The sequence below is a fragment of the Lysinibacillus sp. NPDC096418 genome, assembly GCF_044762775.1.
Lineage (GTDB): Bacteria > Bacillota > Bacilli > Bacillales_A > Planococcaceae > Lysinibacillus.
Map to the genome: position 1 here is coordinate 21256 of NZ_JBIWEY010000005.1, position 21981 is coordinate 43236.

A 21981-nucleotide genomic window follows, 5' to 3' on the forward strand; every position below is an offset into this window, starting at 1 on the left:
TTAGTAGGTAGATTGGAAAGTTAAATACTTATTTGCATTGAACTATTTACAATGAAAACACTTCGCATTCCGCCTAACCGAATACGAAGTGTTCTGCTATTGTCCCGACTGTTCGATCCAGTCTTGCAATTTGTCTTTTAAGGAGTTGAAGCCATTGGCATCTGACTCATCAACACGGTCCTGCAATGATTTTCGAGGTGGAGCGTCCTTTTTACGTAATGCTACTGGGCGTTCCTGTAAAGCACGAATCGATAAACTAATTTTTTCCGTAGCTTCATCGATTTCAAGAACCTTTACGTCAACTTCTTGCCCAACTGTCAAAAACTCCCCGACTTCTTTCACAAAGCCGTATGTGATTTCGGAAATATGTACAAGGCCTTGTGTATCATCATCGAGTGCCACAAAAGCTCCGTACGGTTGAATTCCTGTTACTTTACCGGTCAACACGTCCCCTAATTCATATTTTTTTGCCATAACCTCTTGCCCACTTTCTGTATGTTCGCTACGTAAATATCATGTTAAATTATAACATACGGAAATAAGCGGAGCAAAAAAACGTCTTATTGGTTAATAGCTGAAATACGGAATCCCTACTCATTTTTCATTGTATCTATCCTTCACTCAACGGATCACTTCTCTTCATTTCAGAGCATTCCTTTACTTAAATGTGTCCCTTGAGTGAGCCCCATAAACGTCCACAAATAATTTATGGACGTAATTGTTTTTAAATAACATGAAAATCCTCGCACCTTAATGGTAGCGAGGATTTTATATTAGATAATACATTTTGCTTCAAATTTAACGGCAATTAGTTTGTATGAAATAGCCACACAATCTTCAAATGGAATCCATTGTTCATATGAGTGCTCATATGTTTCTTGAATAAATTTCGCAAGCGTCGATGGATCATCAATGCCTTGTAATGCTGCAACAACATCTGCTGTTTCAGTGTCATAGTGATCCGAACCTAAGTGAAATGGGTCCCATTCCTCTAGTAACTGTACGGCAGTTTGATTCATTTTAATATTTTCCAAAATAACTCACCTATTATCCTTTTATCATATTCGTATGATACCATAGTAAATAAAAATGAAAAGAGTGATTTGCTTGTCTATTTTTGATCAACCAGTTAATCGTCGTCATTCCAATTCCTTTAAATGGGATGCTATGGAGCAAGTATATAATCTGAAAGATACATCAGATATTTTACCGATGTGGGTGGCAGATATGGATTTCGCCGCACCACAAGCTGTAACGCAAGCACTTCACAACCATTTAGAGCAAGCTGTTTTCGGCTATAGTTTCATTCATGATGATGTAAAAGGGTCAATTGCCGACTGGCTAAATACGCGTCACGGTTGGCAAATTGAGAAAGAAACTATTTTATTCCGTCAGGGTGTCATTCCGGCCATGGCAAATATTTTAACAGCACTTACAAACCCAGGTGATAAAGTACTTGTTTCAACACCGGTCTATCCTCCATTTTTCAATGTGCCGAAAACAAACGACCGCGAAGTTATCACATGCCCATTAATAGAAGAGAACGGTACATTTGTTTATGACTTTGAAGCTTTTGAACAAGCACTTGCACAGGATGTAAAGATGTACATTTTATGTAATCCACATAATCCGGGGGGCTACGTGTGGAGTGAGGCGACGCTAAAAGAAATCGTACGTCTTTGTGCCAAATATGACGTACTCATACTTTCAGACGAAATCCATGCAGACTTAATGTTAGATGGTGCAGTTCACACACCACTCGCAAAAGTGGCTGGTAATGAAATCGATCGCATCATTACATGCATGGCACCGACGAAAACCTTCAATTTAGCGGGTATTCAAATTGCTTATATGATTGCGACAGATAAGAAAAAGCGTGCACAATTAGAGACTGTTATTGCAGCAAGTGGGCACGGCTCATTAAATAACTTCGCACCTATCGCACTGCATGCAGCCTACACAGAAGGAACACCTTGGCTAGATGAGCTACTAGTCTATGTATCTAAAAATATAGATTATGTCATTTCAGAACTTGGGCAGTTACCTGGTATTCATATTCAAAAGCCACAAGGTACTTATTTAATATGGATTGACTATCGTGAGCTAGGTATTGACGAAAAGGATATGATGAAACGTTTACTAGAAGTTGGGCGTCTCGCTTTAGAACCCGGCTCTAAATACGGAGTTGAAGGCAAGGGCTTTTTACGTATGAATGTCGCTTGCTCCCTAGACACTGTAAAAGATGGTGTAGCTCGATTCAAACAAGCACTAGCATAATTCAGAGTGAACTTCCCTCTGTCTGTTCATATTGTAAAAAAAAGGCATCGAGTATAAATTTCTCGATGCCTTTTTTATCTTTCATGTTTAATTAAAGAATATTCATTTCGATTAACCTTTATCGGTATCTGGTTTGACCTTTAGATTTATTGTAATAAAAATGTTTAGAAAAAAAAGATTGTGGAAAAGTTTTATGCATAGAGAGGTGTACACAATGACTTTAACGATTGAACATGCATATATGACCTTTTTATTTCCATTTGCTTACCATACAAAAAGTAGAGAAGAGCTTAGTGAACAGTTAGAGAATGAAAGATTTACATTTTTCACGTTACAAGACAAAGAGCTAGAAAATGCTTATTACGGTGAAGGTATCACTGTATCACATGAAGAGATTGCCCAATTCTTTTACCCTTTTGTTGAAGATAAATTATTTCCAGCCAAAACGCATACCCAAGACTTTCTACGTTTTTCAAAAGCCTTTAATATAACTGGTCATTTACAAAGTAAGCACGAAATCTTCCCCTATGAGCTTCTAAGTATTGATATCACACTGTGTCCTTTTGGCAATGGCGTTATTACCACACGATTAAAAATGACTGATGAAATAAGGGATTTTAGTGATGTCGTTAATTTCATTCATTTTTTTCGAATTCTCGAGGCCAAACTAGATGAAGAAAAAGGTACAAGTCATCATTTTGCGTTTGGACAATACCCATCAACAAGCAATTTATTGTTTCAGTATTTTCTTCCCTTCTTAGAGGATTATTTGATTGATTATAAAACGAATACTTTTGGCGGCTTGCCTTTTTCAGAAGACGAACGCATGCTAGCATCTGCTTATCTCTTATGTGAAGAAAATGCAGAAATACTAGATGAGCATTTATTTCGACTAGGGCAAGTTGACGGAAAAAATACTGATGGACAACCTTTTATCTCTAGTACCAACCCCGACTATATCGCTGATTATGTTGCTGAACATACACATATGCGATGGGCGCCAACTAGTTACATCGTAACTTCTACTCAGGCACAAATCACCATATCTAATCGTCCCTTTTCTCATTCAATCCGAGATATTGAAAAATTTTTGGGGAAATATTATTATAACTTGCTCATCCATTATTTTTATAAGATGATGCTGTTAAAAGTATCCTTTGAACATAGTGAAATTAGCTGGAACAAAGATAAATTCGTTGTAGATGATCTGATTGAACTTATTACAAGATTTTCATCACATTATTATTTTGATGAAGTAGTTGTTCGGAGTGAGGGCAAAGAAATCTCCCATATGCTACGCAAAATTTTTCGTATTCAAGAAAACTACCTGGAAACGAAAACTACCCTTGATAATTTGTATCGTGCTTTAGAAGATCGCTCCGTTAATCGTAATAATAAATTACTATTCATTTTAACTGTATTTACTGTTGTGTCGGGTATATACGGCATGAATTTAGTCATTGAGGAATGGAATGGACAAATACATTGGTCAAACATTTGGCAATTTTCTTTTTTTGAATGGCTTGCCTTGTTGACGGCATTAAGTGGCATTACTCTGTCATTTATACTTATTTGCTATTCAACATTTACAGTTTTACGTAACCATCTTCGCCGCTATAAGCGTAATGGGCACAAATAAAAAAACGAGATATCTCACATTACATGAGCATCTCGTTTTTCTTTATTTGTCCTGATTGTTGTGCATTTTATTCTTTTCGCCAAGAATACGTGCTTCAATTTCCTGTGCTTTTAGTTCTTGCTTTTTCGAAATCTTTTTGAACATAAAGAACACAGCCATACACAAAATCATTATTACTAGAAATTCAAAGGCAGCTGGGATATAAGCTGATTTATCATCTGGAAAATATAAATAATCCATATTTTCTAAACTCCCTTACAATTTATTATTCAAAAACTGTAATTGACTCGATTTTAATGTCTTCTAGTGGTTTGTCGCGTCCATCTTTCTCTACCTCTGCAATTTTGTCAATGATGTCCATACCTTCTACAACATGACCAAATACAGTATGTTTGTGGTCTAACCAAGGTGTACCACCATTTTCAGCATATGCCTTAATGATTTCTTCCGGGAAACCAGCGCCTTGTAATTGACGTAGCATATCACTTGGTAAGTGCTTCATTTGTACGATGAAGAATTGAGAACCGTTTGTGTTTGGACCAGCGTTCGCCATTGATAACGCACCACGTAAGTTGAATAGCTCATCAGAGAATTCATCTTCGAAAGAACTACCCCAGATTGATTCGCCGCCCATACCTGTACCTGTTGGGTCGCCACCTTGGATCATGAAATCTTGGATTACACGGTGGAAGATAATACCGTTATAGTAACCTGATTTTGCATGACCTAAGAAGTTTTCTACTGTTTTTGGTGCTTGTGCTGGGAATAATTTAATCTTAACAGCACCTAAAGTTGTGTTCATTTCTACTAATACTTCGCCTGCTTGTACTTCTTTTGTTAATTGTGGAAACATTGATGTCTCTCCTTTAGATTGTAAAATTTCAGTTTCAATGGAAAAAACGATACTACATTTTTCCTGACCTCATTTTAGTCTAACACACTTCTTATGGGTTTTCTTCAACTAAGTATTGACGAAATTTGCACTTTTTGTTTTGAAATAGAAATAGCCAATATTGCTTATTTCCACCTTGTGCACTTTGCAACGTTTAAATATATGCTATTCTGTTGATTAAAGGAAGCATCTCAGGAAGATATCACGATAGTTTTTTACACATGACAAACTTTTCTAGAGGAATTTAATTGACTGGAGGTACATATGAATAAGGCTTTTGGGTTTTTATTGATTTTTTTATGTATTCCAATTCTTTGGTGGATTGGAGACAATATATTTACTGAAATGCAGATTGCAACAGCACATGAAGAGAGTATTAAAGATGCCATTCGTTTACCAGAAGTACAGGCACAGCTTCCAGTCACACTAATCGATAAAAACGGACAGACATTTAGCGAGGAATATGTGGAATGGAGACAACCACTGACATTGCAAGAAATCCCTCAAATTGCTCAAGAAATTTTTATTGCGAGTGAAGATGCAGACTTTTTCGAGCATATCGGATTTGATTTGAGCGCAATTACTCGGGCAGTTGTTGCAAACTCAAATTCTAGCAGTGTTTCGCAAGGTGGCAGTACAATTACGCAGCAGCTCGTTCGCATGCGTTATTTATCAGAAGAAAAAACATATGAACGAAAACTAACCGAACTTTTTTATGCTTATGAGCTAGAAAAAGAATTTGATAAAGAAACAATTTTAGCTATGTATTTAAATGAATCTTATTTTAGCAATCAAGTATATGGAATTGGTGCTGCTGCCACCTATTACTTTCAAAAACCTTTGCAGGAATTATCAGTTGCTGAAATTGCATTTATTTCAGCTATTCCAAATAATCCATCGCTCTATAATCCTTTGAAAAATTTCCAAGATACAAAAGCGCGACAAGAACGACTGCTCGATACACTTGCCAAAAGTGATGCCATTACACAGACTGAAGCAACTACCTACAAAGCAGAAACGATCACATTAAATGTGAAAAATAAATTGCAGAGCCATCCTATGTACAGTACTTATGTGTTACAAGAACTCCGCTGGCTCGTATCTGAAAAAGAAGGTTTTGCTAATCGCCTTGCCAATGCGAAAAGCGATGAAGAAAAGAAAACGATAATAAAACAGCTTGACGAGCGTCTTAATTCTTTATATCAAAATGGCTTAACCATTCATACTGCACTCGATCCTGACAAACAAATACACGATGAAAATCGTATGACGCCAATTTTAGGCTCAGGACAGTTGCAAGCAGCTGGAGCTGTCATCGATAATGCAACACGTGAAATTGTTAGCTTATATGCAGGAAAAAACTATGCAAAGTTTGATTTTCATCGGGCCTATCAAGGGACACGTCAGCCAGGGTCCGCATTTAAGCCATTAGCTGTTTATGCTCCTTTATTTGAAACAACAACATACACACCCGACTCGACAGTAAGTGGGCGAAATTACTGTATTGGTTCTTTTTGTCCACAAAACTATGGGGGCTTTGTATATGGAGATGTGTCAATTCGCACAGCATTCAGGCATAGCTACAATACATCTGCTGTTCGGCTCTTTAATACTGTAGGTTTGGATACAGCCTTTAGTTATCTGGAACGCTTCAATTTCCGCTCAATCGTTGAAAAGGACCGTAACTATGCTACGTCCTTAGGTGGGTTAACATATGGGGTCACTGCTCTCGAACTCGCAGACGCCTATACAAGTTTTATCGATGGTTCATACGTCCCGGCACATAGTATTCGTAAAGTGACGGCTAGTGATGGCACTGAATTGTATAACACTGATACAGCTCGTGAACAAATTTGGTCACCAAAAACGGTAAAGCATATGCGCTCCTTGTTAGCCGATGTTGTTGCAAATGGCACAGGGCAAGGTGTTTATAGTAAAAGCAATTACGTTGGAGCTAAAACAGGCACAACCAACGATTACCGTGACTACTGGCTAGCTGGTTTAAACGATGAATACACTTCAGCAGTATGGATTGGTTACGACAAACCACAATCTATGCAAAATTTAGAAGCATACAAAATTCACCACAAACTATTTAATGTCCTACTAGAATAATAAAAATGGAGATGCCCAGGCATCTCCATTTTTATTATTTCGGTTGATAAATTATCTTAAATCCACGGGTCCTTGTACAAACTCCCATAAATATTCACACAGAATTTATTGTGCGAATGGTAAGCTCGCTAAAATACCATTATATAACTTTAGTACAACATAGATAATAAGCGATACTAATAGCATCCACGAAAGCACCTCAAAAATGAGTATACCTACCGTTCCCCCAACAGATAAGAAATTACTCATCTTATAAATAACGAAAATAAAGTACATAATAATCGTGACCATGAAGATACCAACTAGAAAATACAGTGACTGGATAGCAACCGCAGAACAAGCAGCACCTATAAATAGAATAATGTAGCCACCCCGCGCTTGGCTCATCGTCTCTCCTTCACTGTCTTTCGAGAAAAACAACATACCTAACTCATGAATTGTCTCGCCGATTAATTTAAGTGCTGAAAATACCATAAAGAAAATCAACGCAAACACGATCAGTAAAAAAATACGCAACTCAAAATCAGATAAAAATTCACGCATGCCGGAATATACACCGATTGATTGGAATAATTGCAATGAAACACCAACAGCGTACATACCAAACGTCAAACTAAATAATAAAATCGTAATTAAAGGTAAATAACCGTACAAGTAAGGGTTTTTCATAAAAAAATTTCCTCTTTTTTTTATTGATAACTTCCTATATATACTATAGCTAAATTTTGGCTATCCTCGCAAGCTAAATCCCGTGGTACGTATGCATTCGGCTAAAAAATGCGCTATAATTACTATTATTATTGCATAAAGGAGGATTTTTTTGTCACAAGTACTCTATATTTTCATCCCAATGCTTGCAGCGATATTCGTACCTTTTTTATATAAAAGTATTAAAAATATCCATACAGGCTGGTTTGTCCTTGCAGTACCTGCTACACTCGCTATTATTTATTCTACATATATAGCGAAAGTGGCAAAAGGGGAAGTCTTTCTTACTGAGCTTCCGTGGATTCCGTCACTCGATATCTCAGTTGTTTCCTATTTAGACGGACTGAGTTTATTATTCTCATTACTAATCACAGGAATCGGCTCACTTGTTGTACTTTACTCTATATTTTATTTAGATAAACAAAAAGAAAAATTGCATAATTTTTATGTTTATCTATTATTATTCATGACTGCCATGCTTGGAGTTGTACAATCGGATCATTTAATTACGTTGTACTTCTTCTGGGAATTAACATCGATTTCGTCATTCTTACTGATTGGTTACTGGTACACACGTGATGCGTCGCGCTTTGGTGCCCTTAAATCAATGATGATTACAGTCGGCGGCGGCTTAATGATGTTAGGAGGATTTATCCTTCTTTATCTAATGGGCGATACGTATTCGATTCGTGAACTCATTGCAATGGCACCTGAGTTAGTACAACATCCATGGTTTACATGGTCGTTAGTGTTACTATTACTTGGTGCATTTACTAAGTCTGCACAGTTCCCATTCTACATCTGGTTACCGGATGCTATGGAAGCACCAACACCAGTCAGTGCATACCTTCACTCGGCAACGATGGTAAAGGCAGGCATATACTTAGTAGCTCGCTTTACACCTATTTTTGCGGCTTCTGAACTTTGGGTATGGCTCGTAACAGGGGTAGGCTTACTTACGTTATTCTGGGGCTCTTTCTTTGCAGTAAAGCAAACAGACTTAAAAGGTATTTTAGCCTTTTCAACAGTCAGTCAGCTCGGGCTTATTATGTCTTTATTGGGCGCAGGCGCTGTTGCATTCCATGTCAATGGAGCTGCTGATACGATATTTAAGTATGCAGCCTTTGCGGCAATCTTCCACCTTATCAACCACGCTACCTTTAAAGGTAGTCTATTTATGATTGCAGGTATTATTGACCACGAAACAGGCACACGCGATATTCGAAAGCTTGGTGGTTTAATGAGCATTATGCCGCTTAGTTTTACAGTAGCGGCAATCGGAAGCTTTTCAATGGCAGGTCTTCCACCATTCAATGGCTTCTTGAGTAAAGAGATGTTTTTAACAGCTATGCTCGCATTACAAAACTTTGATTTATTTGGTTTTGATACATGGGGTGTTCTATTCCCTATCGTCGCATGGATTGCTAGTATCTTTACATTTATCTATAGTTTTTACTTTGTGTTCCGAACATTTTCCGGGAAATATAAGCCTGAACAACTGCCACAAAAACCTCATGAGGCCCCGATTGGCATGCTAATTTCACCAATGATTTTAGCAACTTTAGTTGTAACGATTTTCTTCATCCCGAACATTATTGGCGATACATTTGTTAAACCAGCTGTCTATGCCATTCAACCATTTTTGTATAATGGACCGGGTGATATTGGTATTCACGTAGCTGCTTGGCACGGCGAATTAACACCAGAATTACTTATGACGATTGGTATCGTTCTTATAGGTGTCTTATTGTTTGTAGCACTTCCAAAATGGCAAGGACTTTACAATTTCTTCCCACGTGCTCTAACTTTAAATAACTTCTATGACAAAACAATGCTTGGCCTAGACGTTGGCTTAAACCGCGTATCTCGTCTATATATGACAGGCTATATGCGTCATTATTTACTGTATATGTTTAGTGCCATTGTAGTGATTGTCATTGGTACATTAATTGTGAAAGATGCCTTTATCCTTACCTTTGAAGGGGCAGCACCAATTCACCCTTATGGTGTAATTTTAATCATTGTCCTTATTTGTGGGACGTGTATAACGCTTTTTGCGAAATCACGTTTAACTGCAATTATCGGGCTAGGTACAGTCGGCTATACAGTTGCATTATTCTTTGTTATTTTCAATGCACCTGACTTAGCCCTAACGCAGCTCGTAATTGAGACAATTTCAGTAGCGCTATTTTTACTGGCATTTTATCACTTACCGAAGCTTGGGAAATCCGAGGAACGCATGCGATTCCAAGTAAACCGTGCGATTATTTCGGTGGCTGTTGGTGTCATGGTGACACTTGTAGCTTTATCGGCACACTCACAAAAATTAGTGCCTACTATTTCAAAATATTATGAGGAAACTGTGTATTCATTAGCAGGTGGCGGTAATATCGTCAACGTTATACTAGTAGATTATCGTGGCTTCGATACATTATTTGAAATTGCTGTACTAAGCATCGCAGGTATGGGCATTCTAGCAATGATTAAGCTACGTATGAATAGAAAGGGGAAAGCATATGAGAACAAATGATGTGATTATTCAATTCACAGCTAAACTCGTTTTCTTCATAATCTTCTTCTTCTCCATTCATATTTTTATGGCTGGGCATTATACGCCCGGTGGAGGCTTCGTTGGCGGCTTGTTAACAGCAAGCGCCATCGTATTACTTGTGTTAGCATTTGATTTAAATACAGTACGTAGTGTATTACCCATCAACTATACGTACTTAACAGCGATAGGTTTGCTACTAGCGCTGGGGACAGCTGCATTCCCTATGTTTCTAGGCAAACCATTCTTCACGCATTACTTCGATTACTTCAATTTACCGCTTTTAGGCAAACAATCATTGCATACGGCGATGCTTTTTGACGGTGGGGTTTATTGTGTTGTTGTCGGCGTAACGATGACCATTATTCAAACAATTGGGGAGGATGAATAATGGAAATACTTATGGCATTTACAATCGGCTTTTTATTTATGGCCGCTGTCTATTTAATTTTATCGAAAAGCTTATTACGTATTATTATCGGTACAGGCCTTCTCAGTCATGGTGCACATTTACTTATTCTGACAATGGGTGGTCTTGGTGGTGAAGCGCCACCTGTATTAGAGGAAGGCGCAAAAACATTTGCTGACCCTCTTCCACAGGCACTGATCTTAACTGCAATCGTAATTAGCTTTGGTGTAACAGCATTCTTCCTAGTACTTGCATATCGTTCTTATCAAGAACTAGAGACAGATGATATTAACTTAATGAGAGGAAGTGATGAGGATGAATAACTTCCTTTTACTACCGATCATTATTCCGTTTTTCTTCGGGATGATTTTAATGTTCGGGCAGAAAAATTTACAATACCAACGATCTTTTGCTTTGTTTGGCGTAGGTATTTCGCTTACTTCAGCAATCTTCTTACTATTCAAAGTTAAAATTGATGGTATTCAAAAAGTTACGTTTGGCGATTGGCCTGTCCCGTTTGGTATTACAATGGTGTCGGATATGGTATCGGCTCTTCTTGTTACGACGACACTACTTATTACGTTCTTCATCGTATGGTACGGCTTCGGCTTAATCACGAAAGAACGTGAACGCTTCTTTTACTATCCAGGTATAATGTTCATTTTAACTGGTGTAAACGGAGCATTTACGACAGGCGATATTTTCAACTTATTCGTATTCTTTGAAGTGTTATTAATGTCATCGTATTTACTCATTGTACTTGGCGGTGAAAAAGAACAATTTAAAGGATCGATTAAATATATTTTAATCAACGTAATCTCTTCTGCTTTATTTGTAATTACTGTGGCGCTTTTATACTCAGTAGTTGGTACGCTCAATATGGCAGATATCGCAGTAAAAATTGGTGAAATCAACCAACCAGGCATCATCACTGTTATCGCCGTAATGTTCCTGTTAGTGTTTGGATTAAAAGCAGCGATTTTCCCATTATATTTCTGGCTACCTACATCCTATGCTGCAGCACCCATTCCAGTGTTGGCACTGTTCGGTGCATTGCTTACGAAAGTCGGTATTTATGCAATTACGCGTACATATACGCTGTTCTTCGTGCACGATTTATCGTATACACATGACTTACTAATGGGATTAGCCATTCTAACAATTATTGCGGGTTGTATTGGAGCTCTAGCCTATTTTGATGTGAAGCTCATTATCATTTACAACATCGTTATTGCAGTTGGCGTCATTTTATTCGGTGTTTCACAGATGAATGAAGTGGCATTAAAAGGCGCAATGTTCTATTTAATCCACGACATGCTAATTAAAGCAGCTCTGTTTATGCTTATAGGGATTGTGATTTATATTACAGGCACGTCTGATTTACGCAAAATGGGCGGTCTTATCAAGAAATATCCAGCACTGGGCTGGTTTTATTTGATTGCAGCATTCAGTTTAGCAGGAATTCCACCACTTAGTGGCTTCGTGGGCAAGCTGTTAATTGTACAAGGTGGTTTTGAAGCAGAAAACATGTGGAGCAGTATTTTCATCCTAGCTTCCTCATTACTTGTGCTACTGTCTGTTATTCGTATTTTCCTATATGCATTCTGGGGCGAAGTAAAAGAAACAACTGAGGTTGTCGACAAAAAGGTGTATACAAACTTATTTGTGCCGACCGTTCTACTCGTGCTAGTAGCTGTAGTATACGGTGTTGGTACTGAATGGGTAACGCCGTTTATGGACGATGCCGCAAACTTACTAAACGACCCATCTATTTATATAGATGCTGTGATGAAGGGGGATTAAGGCGATGGCATTTCAAGTCATGTTAAACTTTATTCTTGCCTTTGTCTGGATGTTCTTATCATCGAACTTTACAGCAGCAGGCTTTATTGTCGGGTTTATATTAGGTGTTATAATTATACTTATAATGCAACGCTTCTTTACATCTCGACTATATCTCGCACGCGTGTGGGCTATTATTAAGCTAAGCCTATTGTTCTTGAAAGAATTAATCTTAGCGAATATACAAGTACTAAAGGTAGTTTTAAAGCCGGAACTCGATATGCAACCCGCCTTTTTCGCTTACCCTACCGTACTAACGCAGGATTGGGAAATTACACTCCTATCCAGCCTCATTACACTAACGCCTGGTACTGTCGTAGTACATGTATCTGACGATGCCAAAACACTTTATATACACGCCATCGATATCGATGATGTGGACGAAGCAGTTGCATCCATTAAAAATTCATTTGAAAAAGCGATTTTGGAGGTGAGTAAATCATGACAACGTTTATGATTGGAGCTATTGTAGTGATTTGCTTATCGATGATTCCGGTTATTTATCGTATGGTCAAAGGACCAGCTACATCTGACCGAGTAGTAGCGCTGGATTCAATTGGTGTATCACTGATTTCTTTAATCGGGCTGTTCTCAATTTTAGTGGAAACAACCTTCTTCCTTGAGATTATCCTATTGTTAGCGATTTTATCGTTCATCGGTACTGTGGCTTTCTCTAAATTTATAGAGAAGGGAGATATCATTAAACGTGACAATTCTCGCTAATAGTTTAGTACTCTTTTTCATCTCTGTAGGTGTGTTATTCATTGTTGTGACAGCCATTGGTTTAATGCGTCTGCCAGACCTTTATACACGAGCTCATGCAGCTTCTAAAAGCGCAACACTGGGTGTTATGTGTGTGCTAATTGGCGTGTTCTTCCACTTCTGGCTCATCGAAGATCACTTTAATCCTCGTATTTTACTAGGGATTTTATTCTTATTCATTACAGGGCCTGTCGGTGGACATATTATGACTCGTTCTTCGTACATTGCTGGCGTCAAGCCATGGAAAGGTACTGTCCGTGACGACTTAGCTCCAGAAATTGAACGAATGAAAAAAGAACAAGGTATTAAATGATATTGCTGAAAAGTACCTTGTAGTGTGGGCTTAAGCGACTTTGGTGTCGGGGTTGAACGGCTTCGGGTAAAACTTGAGCGAACCGACATCAATGTTGAGCGACTTCAGGTTAAACTTGAGCGACCCCACACCGATGTTGAGCGACCTCGAGGCAAACTTGAGCGAACCGACATCAATGTTGAGCGACTTTAATTAAGTAAAATGAAAAACGACAATACGCTACCCATTGTAGTGTATTGTCGTTTTCTATTTACCCTAAATTAGCCCTTTTGCTGTTAAAATATCTGTCAGCTGCTGTGCACATTCTTCAATTGAATAATGCTCCGTATCTAAAGTAATTTCTGGATTTTCTGGTTCTTCATATGGTGCACTAATACCTGTAAAGTTTGGAATTTCTGCATTGCGTGCTTTTTTATACAGCCCTTTTGGATCTCTTTTTTCGCAAGCTTCCACAGAACACTTCACATACACTTCTATAAATTCTCCGTCCTCCACAAGCTCACGCACAACCTGGCGATCTGCTCGGTACGGTGAAATAAATGCCGTCAACACAATTTGACCGCTCTCCACAAACAATTTTGATACTTCTCCTATACGACGAATATTCTCCTTACGATCATCCTCGCCAAACCCTAAGTCATTGTTTAATCCGTGACGCACATTATCGCCATCTAATACGAAAGCTTGATTGCCTCGTTCAAACAATGTGCGAGCAAAGGCATTGGCAACAGAAGATTTCCCTGAAGCCGATAAGCCTGTAAACCATAAAATAAAGCTTTGATGCTTGTTTTGTGCACAACGCTCTTCTTTTGCAATCGATGCTTCATGCCATACGATATTTGTATTCAACTTAGTACCTCCTTTCGCATTCCGTTAATAAGCACTTCTACTACTTCTTTACGACTAAATGTACTTGGTGGTACTTCACCATTGCGTAGCATCTCGCGTACTTTTGTTCCCGATAAAATAACATGTGAAGCACTGTCATGTGGGCAAGTTTTCGTCGTTGCCATGCCCTCACATTTACTGCAGTAGAAGCTATGTTCAAACTTTAGTGGCACGATGCCTAGCTCATCCTCTGTAAATTGCTCGAAGATTTTTTGCGCATCATATGTGCCGTAATAATCACCAACACCTGCATGATCGCGTCCGACAATAAAATGCGTGCAACCGTAGTTTTTACGCACTAATGCATGGAAGATTGCTTCTTTTGGCCCTGCATAACGCATTGCTGCTGGAAATACCCCTAATTGCACACGATTTTGCGGGTAGTAATTTTCCAACAATACTTCGTAGCTTTCCATACGGATTGCAGCAGACACATCATCAGACTTTGTTTCTCCTACTAATGGGTTTAAAAATAGACCATCGATTGTTTCCAATGCTGCCTTTTGAATGTATTCATGTGCACGATGAACTGGATTACGTGTTTGGAAACCTACAATTGTTTTCCAGCCCTTGTCTTTAAATAATTGGCGTGTTTCAGCAGGATCAAATGTATACGTTTCAAATTTTTTCTCTAAACGCTTTAATAACGTAATTTTCCCGCCAACATAAATGCTTGGGCGATCATATAGTTTTTTCACGCCAGGATGCTCTAAATCCTTCGTACCGTAAACTAATAGTGCCTCTTTTTCCTTATCTGGCTCATAAATATCCGCTACTTCGATTACGCCATAAACCTCACCGCTATGTAATAGCTTCACTTCATCACGAAGTTGTATCGATGCGGCTACTTCCCTTGTCACAGGTAATGTAATCGGAATACTCCACACAACATCTGATGCTAAGCGTGTTCGAGTAACGACAGATTCGTAATCTTCCTTTGTTAAAAAGCCATCAATCGGGCTATAGCCACCAATGCCAATTAGCTCTAAATCACTCAAAGCCATTGCGTCAATCTCGATCTCCTTCGTAATATGTGTAATCACTTTTTCTGGATTGTAAGCTTGCACTAACACTCCACCATGTGGTTGTAAACTCATTTTAATATCCTCCTAATTTTATTTTAATACTATGTTTTATATTTAAATGCCTTCCCCTGCGTCATAGATGGATTGTTCTTCTTCACGCATTGTTCGCATTAAACTAATTGCGCCAAGCGTTCCGATAATGACACTTCCAATTAAGACAATGGCATATAAATCTTTCTCCAAAAATAACTGTACAAGAAAATAAGAAATTGCTAATGAAAAAATAGGTGATACAACCCAAATACGAATAATCTTCTTCACAATGTGCTTATGAAAAACTTGTGTCCCATTTTTCGCTACCCCCATCCCGATAATCGCGGAGGAAGTCACTTGCGTTAGAGGCACTGGAAGTCCAAATACTGAACTGATGCCGACAAGTACGGCTCCTGTACTCGAAATCAAAATCCCTTCTGTTTTTTCAAAGCGGATTATTTTCTTGCCGTTTGTTTCAAGCACGCGTTTACCGAGTAACACTGCACCAAGTGCAACAAAAGCACCGCCAAGCCATATTCCATTTGAAACGCTCATTATGCCAGCGCCTACTAATGGGCCTACCGCATTTGCGACATTATTCATCCCTGCTGAAAAGGCTTCTAAAAATCCAGCAAGTACTAATAATACCGTTAATATTGGGCGATCTTTTAAGCGTCCTTTACTTTGTAATTTGTATAATAATTTACCAAATAGGAGTGCGCTGATAAATGCAACAACAGGGACAATGACCCAAAATGACATGATGACAAGTAGCGATTTCACATAGAGCACTTGATAAGCAATCCCTACTCCAACAACTGCTCCTACTGTTACTTCACTTGTCGATAATGGAATCCCTAGAATATTGGCCAGAAATAACGAGCTAGTCGCAGAAATTAAAATAATGACCACAACTTTTACTGTAATATACTCTTGTGGCATAATACCGGAGCTAATGGTCTTTACAACCTCTCCACCACCGAGTACAGCTCCAGCAAAAACACCAACTGCGCAAATCAACAACGCATGCCGAGCCTTTTTTATAGCCCCCGCTCCGTAAGCAACACCCATCGAGGCGGCAGCACCGCTCGCCCCAATATTCATAGCAAAAAACAAACTAATAGCTATGGCAATATATTCAAGCATGGCGACACTCCCTTATTCGTGTAACCCACACTCAGTTTTTCCAGACCCTTGCCATCTACCTGCACGCAAATCATCAACATTAAAAGCTGGTTGTGTGCAATGTTCACAGCCAATACTTGGGTATCCTGTATCATGTAGAGGATTGTACGGCAAATTATGCTTGGAAACGTAACGCCATACATCCTTCCATGTCCAGTGAATAAGTGGGCAAATTTTAATCGATTTAAATTTATCATCACGATTGATGAAATTTGTAGCTGCACGCGTAGGCGATTGCTCACGGCGTAATCCTGAGATCCAAGCTTTCGCACCTGCTAATGCTTCATTAAGTGGTGCTAATTTACGAATTTCACAGCACTTATTCGGGTTAGATTTCCAAAGTTCATCCCCGTGCTGCGCAGCTTGTTCAGCAAGTGTCAATGCAGGCTTCTTTAAAATAATATTCAAATCAGGGTATTTCTCTTTTACGCGATCGATTGTTTCATACGTTTCTTTGAAGTGGACATCTGTGTCCAAGAAGACAATCGTTGCATCTGGTTTTACCATTGAAATCAAATCAATTAAGACAATGCCTTCAATGCCGAAGCTACAAGCGTAGACAATCTCTTCCCCATATTGCGCATAGCTCCATCGTAAAACTTCTAGCGCAGCCTTATAAGTTTCGTCTTGTTCAAAAACAATTGTTGGCTCTTGCCAAGTCGCATACGTTAACATGTTATTCCCCCCGTAACAAATCAATTACGCCTCGGCGTAATTGCGTCGAGATTTTGAATTGTGCATGCACAATTAACTCCCTTCAAAATCTGTGACATCCGCCGGAGGCTTTATCTTTATTCAGTTGGTATTTGAACACCTACTAAAAAAAGGTTGAATCTTCATTCAGCTCACCACAAATAGAGTTGGGAGTTTTCTACTGAATAAAGATAAAAGGCGTTTTAACAAAAGGCTGTAATCATACATACCCTTGTTAAAACGCCTCTAGTTGACTAGCTAGCATTTTGTTGCTATTTACTAAAAAATCGCTTTCCTTACAGACGATTGTGCACTGGTAATCGTTTACCTCATTCCACAACCACATTTCTTATTACTAATATATACCACATTACACCAAGTAGTCAACTAGGTTTTGTAAAGTAAATAAAAATAATTCAAATGAAGGCTCAATGCCTAAATCTGCACTTTGCGGTACATTTCACTACAGATGGACGGTTTCCGTTACATGTATGATCCCAAATAAAATAAATTATCTAATCAAAAAAAATTTTATTCCCTGTTGACTAATCGGAAATGTAGGTTTAATGTGGAAATAAGCTTTTACGTGCACAGAAGTGAAAATCCATCATAACGCTGATCAGGCTACCTGAAGGCCATCTCTTTAAACTGCTACAACGCAGATTATGAGATGGCCTTTTGTGTTTCCATGACAAAAAAGGAGAGATTTTTCATGACAAAAAGAAAACCTATTTTGCAAACGATAGCTTTATTATCAGCACTAGCGCTGACTTTAACAGGCTGCGGTGTTACCAGTTCTTCTGAAAAAGATAATAGTGCTGAGGGAAAAAAGGAATCTGTAGAACTATTAAATGTATCCTATGACCCAACGCGCGAGCTATACGAAGAATTTAACAAAGACTTTATCGCCAAATGGAAAGAAGAACAAGGGCAAGATGTTACCATCAAACAGTCGCACGGAGGCTCTGGTAAGCAAGGGCGTGCTGTGATCGACGGACTAGAAGCAGATGTTGTAACACTTGCTCTTGCCTATGATATCGATGAAATTTCACAAACACGTGCACTATTAAACGAAGACTGGCAAACAGAATTTGACGACAATTCTACACCTTACACATCTACAATTGTATTTTTAGTACGGAAAGGCAATCCAAAAGGTATAAAGGATTGGAATGACTTAACGAAAAAAGATGTGTCTGTCATCACACCGAATCCAAAAACATCTGGTGGAGCCCGTTGGAATTATTTAGCTGCTTGGGGCTATGCAAAAAAACTCTATACAAATGATGAAGCCAAAGTGAAAGAATTTATGACTGCTCTCTATAGCAATGTAGAAGTATTAGATTCTGGTGCACGTGGCTCAACGACAACATTTGTTGAACGTGAAATTGGCGATGTACTAATAGCTTGGGAAAACGAGGCGTACCTATCGCTAAATGAGTTAGGGAAAGATGAGTTTGAAATCGTGACACCTTCATTAAGTATTCTAGCGGAACCACCTGTTGCGATTGTCGATAAGATTGTCGACAAAAAAGGTACACGCGAAGTGGCTGAAGCTTACTTAGAGCATTTGTATAGTGATGCTGGTCAAGAAATCGCTGCAGCTAACTACTATCGTCCACGAAATACAGAAGTACTAGCAAAATACAAAGATCAATTCCCCGAGCTTGAGTTAATTTCTATTGCTGACTTTGGCGGTTGGAAAGAAGCTCAAGCAACGCACTTTAAAGATGGCGGCACATTCGATGAAATTTATGTACCGCAATCATAAGGAGGCTTTTCATGAGTAGTTTGACATTAAAAAAGAAGCCAGCCCGCATTATTCCTGGCTTCCACCTTTCTCTTGGCTATACGATGCTCTATGTTAGCTTACTCGTATTACTGCCACTATCGATGATATTTATTAATACAATGTCCTTAAGTTGGGCAGAGTTTATCGACATTGTGAGTGATCCACGTGCAGTAGCTTCCTATAAGCTAAGCTTTGGTACTGCCTTGGCAGCGGGTTTACTCAATGTAATATTTGGCACCATTATCGCTTGGGTGTTGGTGCGATACCACTTTCCATTTAAACGAATCATCGATGGGCTTGTTGATTTACCATTTGCCTTACCAACAGCTGTGGCTGGGATTGCTTTAACATCTTTGTATGCACCAAATGGGTGGATTGGTCAATTTTTCGATTTTAAAATCGCCTTTACCCCCTTAGGCATTATTATCGCACTGACATTTATCGGCCTTCCCTTTGTTGTCCGTACAGTTCAACCCGTATTACAAAATATAAGCGCCGAAGTTGAGGAAGCTTCTGCTAGTCTCGGCGCAACACGTTTTCAGACAGTTAGCAAAGTAATTTTCCCCGAACTGGCGCCTGCTATTTTAACAGGCTTTTCGTTAGCATTTGCGCGTGCGCTCGGTGAATATGGTTCGGTCGTATTTATTGCCGGAAATATGCCGATGAAAACGGAAATTACACCACTAATTATTATGACAAAGCTTGAACAGTATGATTATGCTGGCGCCACTGCTATTGCAACGGTCATGCTCATCACGTCCTTTGTCTTACTGCTGACAATTAATATTATGCAATGGCTGGCGAATCGTCGCTTTGTGCATTAGGAGGCTTTTATGGAACATTCTACTTCCATCAAACAAACGGTGCCTAACAAAGGAGCCTTACAGGAACCAAGATTTGTACGGTATACATTAACCTTTATTGCATTAGCATTTTTATCGTTCTTTATCGTGCTACCACTTGTTTCTATTTTTATCACAGCATTTCAAAAGGGGGCACAGGTCTATTTCGATGCAATTACCCATCCTGATGCACTATCCGCTATTACATTAACCCTAACCGTCGTTGCGATTGCGGTTCCATTAAACGCCATTTTCGGTATTATGGCCGCATGGGCTCTTACAAAGTTCAATTTCAGAGGAAAGAATCTATTACTAACAATTGTTGACTTGCCTTTTGCAGTGTCCCCTGTTATTGCAGGACTTGTCTTTGTACTCTTATTTGGTGCACAAGGGTTGTTCGGAGAATGGCTATTTGCCAATGATATTAAAATTATCTTTGCCCTACCAGGTATCGTACTGGCTACGATTTTCGTGACATTACCCTTTGTAGCTCGTGAACTCATCCCACTTATGCAAGCACAAGGTACAACAGAAGAGGAGGCTTCTATCTCACTAGGGGCAAGTGGCTTTAAAACATTTTGGCATGTAACTTTGCCCAATATTAAATGGGGACTATTCTATGGTCTGATTTTATGTAACGCACGTGCTATTGGTGAATTTGGTGCAGTTTCTGTTGTCTCCGGCCATATCCGTGGTATGACAAATACAATGCCTCTCCATATCGAAATTTTATACAACGAATACCAATTTGCTGCTGCATTTGCCGTTGCTTCACTGATGAGTGTATTGGCTATCATAACGCTCGTGATTAAAGACATTGTGGATTGGAAATCAAAATCAGTTTAAGTAGGAGGAACTACCCCTTGAGCATTCAAATTCAAAACGTATCAAAACGCTTCGGTACATTTCAAGCTTTACAAGATATTTCTATAGACATTCAATCCGGAGAACTCATTGCTCTACTTGGTCCATCTGGTTCTGGCAAGACTTCATTACTGCGTGTTATTGCAGGACTCGAAACATCCGATGTTGGAGAAATTCTCTTTGATGGACAGTCGATTACAAATCACCATCCTAAGGAACGTAATGTCGGGTTTGTCTTCCAGCATTATGCATTATTTCGCCATATGACAGTATTTGATAATGTGGCATATGGTTTAAAGGTACGACCACGTAAAACCAGACCCTCTAAGGCTGAAATCGAAGCGAAAGTGATGGAACTATTACAACTGGTCAAACTAGAAAACTTTGCAGACCGTTACCCGACACAACTTTCTGGTGGTCAGCGCCAGCGTGTTGCACTTGCAAGAGCGTTAGCTGTCGAGCCTAAGGTGTTACTGCTAGACGAACCATTTGGCGCACTCGATGCCAAAGTACGTAAGGAATTGCGGCGTTGGCTCCGAAAACTTCATGATGACTTCCACATTACGAGTATTTTCGTGACACACGACCAAGAAGAAGCGCTGGATGTAGCAGATCGCATCGTCGTGATGAACAACGGCAAAATCGAGCAAATTGGAAGTCCAGATGAAGTATACACACATCCAAATAGTCCGTTCGTGTATGACTTTTTAGGCAATGTCAACCTTTTTAAAGGGCGCTTACATAATGGCAAACTAACACATGGTGAGTTCGCCATTGATGTACCTGACGCACATGCCCATACGCAGGAATATGCAGTCGGCTATGTTCGTCCACACGATATTCAAATTAAAAAAACAGCTGTAACAGGTACTGTACCTGTGAAAGTTAGCCATATTCATTTACTTGGTCCAATCGTGCAAGTTGAATTACGTCGAGAAGAAATCGATGAATATTTGGAAGCCGAACTGTCAAAAGAACAATTCCATACCCTCCAGCTGAAAGTAGGAGATCATGTATTTGTAAAGCCGAAGCAATTAAAAGTATTCATCCCTGAGGATTTCTCCATTTAATAATGCCATGTAGCATTCCCAGCTACATGGCATCTAATTTCATCTTGTGTTTCTTACCAGTATAAGTAACGAGTAAGGTTAGCA

The 21981-nt window shown here is 39.1% G+C and carries 23 protein-coding genes; 14 read left to right on the top strand and 9 right to left on the bottom strand.

Features of this window, described 5'->3' with window-relative positions:
* Positions 1 to 96 precede the first annotated feature (96 nt).
* Both yugI and ACIQZG_RS06545 read right to left on the bottom strand, forming a co-directional pair.
* The gene (yugI, locus tag ACIQZG_RS06540) at positions 97 to 474 is read right to left on the bottom strand and encodes a S1 domain-containing post-transcriptional regulator GSP13 (protein ID WP_402754365.1); all 378 of its coding nucleotides are present in this window, start codon (positions 472 to 474) and stop codon (positions 97 to 99) included.
* Positions 475 to 773: 299 nt separating this feature from the next.
* Positions 774 to 1034, bottom strand: coding sequence for a DUF1871 family protein (locus ACIQZG_RS06545; protein ID WP_402754366.1), 261 nt, complete (start codon positions 1032 to 1034; stop codon positions 774 to 776).
* A gap of 73 nt (positions 1035 to 1107) precedes the next feature.
* Here ACIQZG_RS06545 and ACIQZG_RS06550 point away from each other — a divergent pair, with 73 nt between their 5' ends.
* Positions 1108 to 2277, top strand: a complete 1170-nt coding sequence (locus tag ACIQZG_RS06550; protein ID WP_402754367.1) for a MalY/PatB family protein — start codon at positions 1108 to 1110, stop codon at positions 2275 to 2277.
* Positions 2278 to 2491: 214 nt separating this feature from the next.
* The gene (locus ACIQZG_RS06555; protein WP_402754368.1) at positions 2492 to 3916 is read left to right on the top strand and encodes a hypothetical protein; all 1425 of its coding nucleotides are present in this window, start codon (positions 2492 to 2494) and stop codon (positions 3914 to 3916) included.
* A 42-nt stretch (positions 3917 to 3958) separates the two neighbouring features.
* Here the strand turns inward: ACIQZG_RS06555 and ACIQZG_RS06560 are convergent, their stop codons facing one another.
* Both ACIQZG_RS06560 and ACIQZG_RS06565 read right to left on the bottom strand, forming a co-directional pair.
* Entirely contained in the window at positions 3959 to 4156 is a 198-nt protein-coding gene (locus tag ACIQZG_RS06560; protein ID WP_402754369.1) for a hypothetical protein, read from the bottom strand.
* Positions 4157 to 4181: 25 nt separating this feature from the next.
* Entirely contained in the window at positions 4182 to 4769 is a 588-nt protein-coding gene (locus tag ACIQZG_RS06565) for a peptidylprolyl isomerase (protein WP_402754370.1), read from the bottom strand.
* 303 nt (positions 4770 to 5072) lie between these two features.
* On the opposite strand from ACIQZG_RS06565, the gene ACIQZG_RS06570 reads away from it, so the two are divergent.
* Positions 5073 to 6923 carry a transglycosylase domain-containing protein gene (locus ACIQZG_RS06570; RefSeq protein WP_402754371.1) on the top strand — a complete coding sequence of 617 codons (1851 nt, stop codon included), beginning with the start codon at positions 5073 to 5075 and terminating at the stop codon, positions 6921 to 6923.
* Between the two features lie 105 nt (positions 6924 to 7028).
* Here the strand turns inward: ACIQZG_RS06570 and ACIQZG_RS06575 are convergent, their stop codons facing one another.
* Complete coding sequence (locus ACIQZG_RS06575) at positions 7029 to 7592, bottom strand: DUF5366 family protein (RefSeq protein WP_402754372.1); 564 nt, start codon at positions 7590 to 7592, stop codon at positions 7029 to 7031.
* Between the two features lie 151 nt (positions 7593 to 7743).
* On the opposite strand from ACIQZG_RS06575, the gene ACIQZG_RS06580 reads away from it, so the two are divergent.
* The 7 genes from ACIQZG_RS06580 to mnhG are packed head-to-tail and all read left to right on the top strand — an operon-like array spanning position 7744 to position 13505.
* Positions 7744 to 10161, top strand: coding sequence for a Na+/H+ antiporter subunit A (locus tag ACIQZG_RS06580; protein WP_402754373.1), 2418 nt, complete (start codon positions 7744 to 7746; stop codon positions 10159 to 10161).
* On the top strand, positions 10148 to 10570 hold the full coding sequence (locus ACIQZG_RS06585) for a Na(+)/H(+) antiporter subunit B (RefSeq protein WP_402754374.1): 423 nt from the start codon (positions 10148 to 10150) through the stop codon (positions 10568 to 10570). Before ACIQZG_RS06580 ends, ACIQZG_RS06585 begins: the two co-directional genes overlap by 14 nt.
* Positions 10570 to 10911: a Na(+)/H(+) antiporter subunit C gene (locus ACIQZG_RS06590; RefSeq protein WP_402754375.1), complete on the top strand. Its 342-nt coding sequence runs from the start codon at positions 10570 to 10572 to the stop codon at positions 10909 to 10911. The genes ACIQZG_RS06585 and ACIQZG_RS06590 overlap by 1 nt, the downstream gene beginning before the upstream one ends.
* A complete protein-coding gene (locus ACIQZG_RS06595; protein WP_402754376.1) occupies positions 10904 to 12391 on the top strand; it encodes a Na+/H+ antiporter subunit D in 1488 nt (495 codons plus the stop codon). The genes ACIQZG_RS06590 and ACIQZG_RS06595 overlap by 8 nt, the downstream gene beginning before the upstream one ends.
* Before the next feature lie 4 nt (positions 12392 to 12395).
* On the top strand, positions 12396 to 12875 hold the full coding sequence (locus ACIQZG_RS06600) for a Na+/H+ antiporter subunit E (RefSeq protein ID WP_402754377.1): 480 nt from the start codon (positions 12396 to 12398) through the stop codon (positions 12873 to 12875).
* The gene (locus ACIQZG_RS06605; RefSeq protein ID WP_402754378.1) at positions 12872 to 13153 is read left to right on the top strand and encodes a Na(+)/H(+) antiporter subunit F1; all 282 of its coding nucleotides are present in this window, start codon (positions 12872 to 12874) and stop codon (positions 13151 to 13153) included. The genes ACIQZG_RS06600 and ACIQZG_RS06605 overlap by 4 nt, the downstream gene beginning before the upstream one ends.
* Entirely contained in the window at positions 13137 to 13505 is a 369-nt protein-coding gene (mnhG, locus tag ACIQZG_RS06610) for a monovalent cation/H(+) antiporter subunit G (protein WP_402754379.1), read from the top strand. The genes ACIQZG_RS06605 and mnhG overlap by 17 nt, the downstream gene beginning before the upstream one ends.
* Positions 13506 to 13760: 255 nt before the next feature.
* Here the strand turns inward: mnhG and cysC are convergent, their stop codons facing one another.
* Genes cysC through ACIQZG_RS06630 form a run of 4 tightly spaced genes read right to left on the bottom strand, consistent with a single transcriptional unit; the run spans position 13761 to position 17311 of the window.
* Positions 13761 to 14354, bottom strand: coding sequence for an adenylyl-sulfate kinase (gene cysC / locus ACIQZG_RS06615; protein WP_402754380.1), 594 nt, complete (start codon positions 14352 to 14354; stop codon positions 13761 to 13763).
* The gene (gene sat, locus ACIQZG_RS06620; RefSeq protein ID WP_402754381.1) at positions 14351 to 15490 is read right to left on the bottom strand and encodes a sulfate adenylyltransferase; all 1140 of its coding nucleotides are present in this window, start codon (positions 15488 to 15490) and stop codon (positions 14351 to 14353) included. Before sat ends, cysC begins: the two co-directional genes overlap by 4 nt.
* Positions 15491 to 15532: 42 nt before the next feature.
* Positions 15533 to 16597 (bottom strand): sulfate permease, encoded by a 1065-nt coding sequence (locus tag ACIQZG_RS06625; RefSeq protein WP_402754382.1) that lies wholly within the window; start codon positions 16595 to 16597, stop codon positions 15533 to 15535.
* A gap of 12 nt (positions 16598 to 16609) precedes the next feature.
* On the bottom strand, positions 16610 to 17311 hold the full coding sequence (locus tag ACIQZG_RS06630; protein ID WP_402754383.1) for a phosphoadenylyl-sulfate reductase: 702 nt from the start codon (positions 17309 to 17311) through the stop codon (positions 16610 to 16612).
* Positions 17312 to 18041: 730 nt separating this feature from the next.
* Here ACIQZG_RS06630 and ACIQZG_RS06635 point away from each other — a divergent pair.
* The 4 genes from ACIQZG_RS06635 to ACIQZG_RS06650 are packed head-to-tail and all read left to right on the top strand — an operon-like array spanning position 18042 to position 21897.
* Positions 18042 to 19100: a sulfate ABC transporter substrate-binding protein gene (locus ACIQZG_RS06635; RefSeq protein WP_402754384.1), complete on the top strand. Its 1059-nt coding sequence runs from the start codon at positions 18042 to 18044 to the stop codon at positions 19098 to 19100.
* Between the two features lie 11 nt (positions 19101 to 19111).
* The gene (gene cysT, locus ACIQZG_RS06640; RefSeq protein ID WP_402754385.1) at positions 19112 to 19945 is read left to right on the top strand and encodes a sulfate ABC transporter permease subunit CysT; all 834 of its coding nucleotides are present in this window, start codon (positions 19112 to 19114) and stop codon (positions 19943 to 19945) included.
* A 9-nt stretch (positions 19946 to 19954) separates the two neighbouring features.
* Complete coding sequence (gene cysW, locus ACIQZG_RS06645) at positions 19955 to 20809, top strand: sulfate ABC transporter permease subunit CysW (protein WP_402754386.1); 855 nt, start codon at positions 19955 to 19957, stop codon at positions 20807 to 20809.
* A gap of 17 nt (positions 20810 to 20826) precedes the next feature.
* Positions 20827 to 21897 carry a sulfate/molybdate ABC transporter ATP-binding protein gene (locus ACIQZG_RS06650; protein ID WP_402754387.1) on the top strand — a complete coding sequence of 357 codons (1071 nt, stop codon included), beginning with the start codon at positions 20827 to 20829 and terminating at the stop codon, positions 21895 to 21897.
* Positions 21898 to 21981 lie beyond the last annotated feature (84 nt).

Bases quoted from the DNA above. Each gene is read 5' to 3' on its own strand.
- ACIQZG_RS06630 (WP_402754383.1), bottom strand. From the start codon at position 17,311: ATGTTAACGTATGCGACTTGGCAAGAGCCAACAATTGTTTTTGAACAA.
- yugI (WP_402754365.1), bottom strand. From the start codon at position 474: ATGGCAAAAAAATATGAATTAGGGGACGTGTTGACCGGTAAAGTAACA.
- ACIQZG_RS06560 (WP_402754369.1), bottom strand. From the start codon at position 4,156: ATGGATTATTTATATTTTCCAGATGATAAATCAGCTTATATCCCAGCT.
- ACIQZG_RS06605 (WP_402754378.1), top strand. From the start codon at position 12,872: ATGACAACGTTTATGATTGGAGCTATTGTAGTGATTTGCTTATCGATG.
- ACIQZG_RS06595 (WP_402754376.1), top strand. From the start codon at position 10,904: ATGAATAACTTCCTTTTACTACCGATCATTATTCCGTTTTTCTTCGGG.
- sat (WP_402754381.1), bottom strand. From the start codon at position 15,490: ATGAGTTTACAACCACATGGTGGAGTGTTAGTGCAAGCTTACAATCCA.
- cysW (WP_402754386.1), top strand. From the start codon at position 19,955: ATGGAACATTCTACTTCCATCAAACAAACGGTGCCTAACAAAGGAGCC.
- ACIQZG_RS06585 (WP_402754374.1), top strand. From the start codon at position 10,148: ATGAGAACAAATGATGTGATTATTCAATTCACAGCTAAACTCGTTTTC.
- ACIQZG_RS06565 (WP_402754370.1), bottom strand. From the start codon at position 4,769: ATGTTTCCACAATTAACAAAAGAAGTACAAGCAGGCGAAGTATTAGTA.
- ACIQZG_RS06575 (WP_402754372.1), bottom strand. From the start codon at position 7,592: ATGAAAAACCCTTACTTGTACGGTTATTTACCTTTAATTACGATTTTA.
- ACIQZG_RS06590 (WP_402754375.1), top strand. From the start codon at position 10,570: ATGGAAATACTTATGGCATTTACAATCGGCTTTTTATTTATGGCCGCT.
- ACIQZG_RS06555 (WP_402754368.1), top strand. From the start codon at position 2,492: ATGACTTTAACGATTGAACATGCATATATGACCTTTTTATTTCCATTT.
- ACIQZG_RS06570 (WP_402754371.1), top strand. From the start codon at position 5,073: ATGAATAAGGCTTTTGGGTTTTTATTGATTTTTTTATGTATTCCAATT.
- ACIQZG_RS06635 (WP_402754384.1), top strand. From the start codon at position 18,042: ATGACAAAAAGAAAACCTATTTTGCAAACGATAGCTTTATTATCAGCA.
- ACIQZG_RS06600 (WP_402754377.1), top strand. From the start codon at position 12,396: ATGGCATTTCAAGTCATGTTAAACTTTATTCTTGCCTTTGTCTGGATG.
- cysT (WP_402754385.1), top strand. From the start codon at position 19,112: ATGAGTAGTTTGACATTAAAAAAGAAGCCAGCCCGCATTATTCCTGGC.
- ACIQZG_RS06625 (WP_402754382.1), bottom strand. From the start codon at position 16,597: ATGCTTGAATATATTGCCATAGCTATTAGTTTGTTTTTTGCTATGAAT.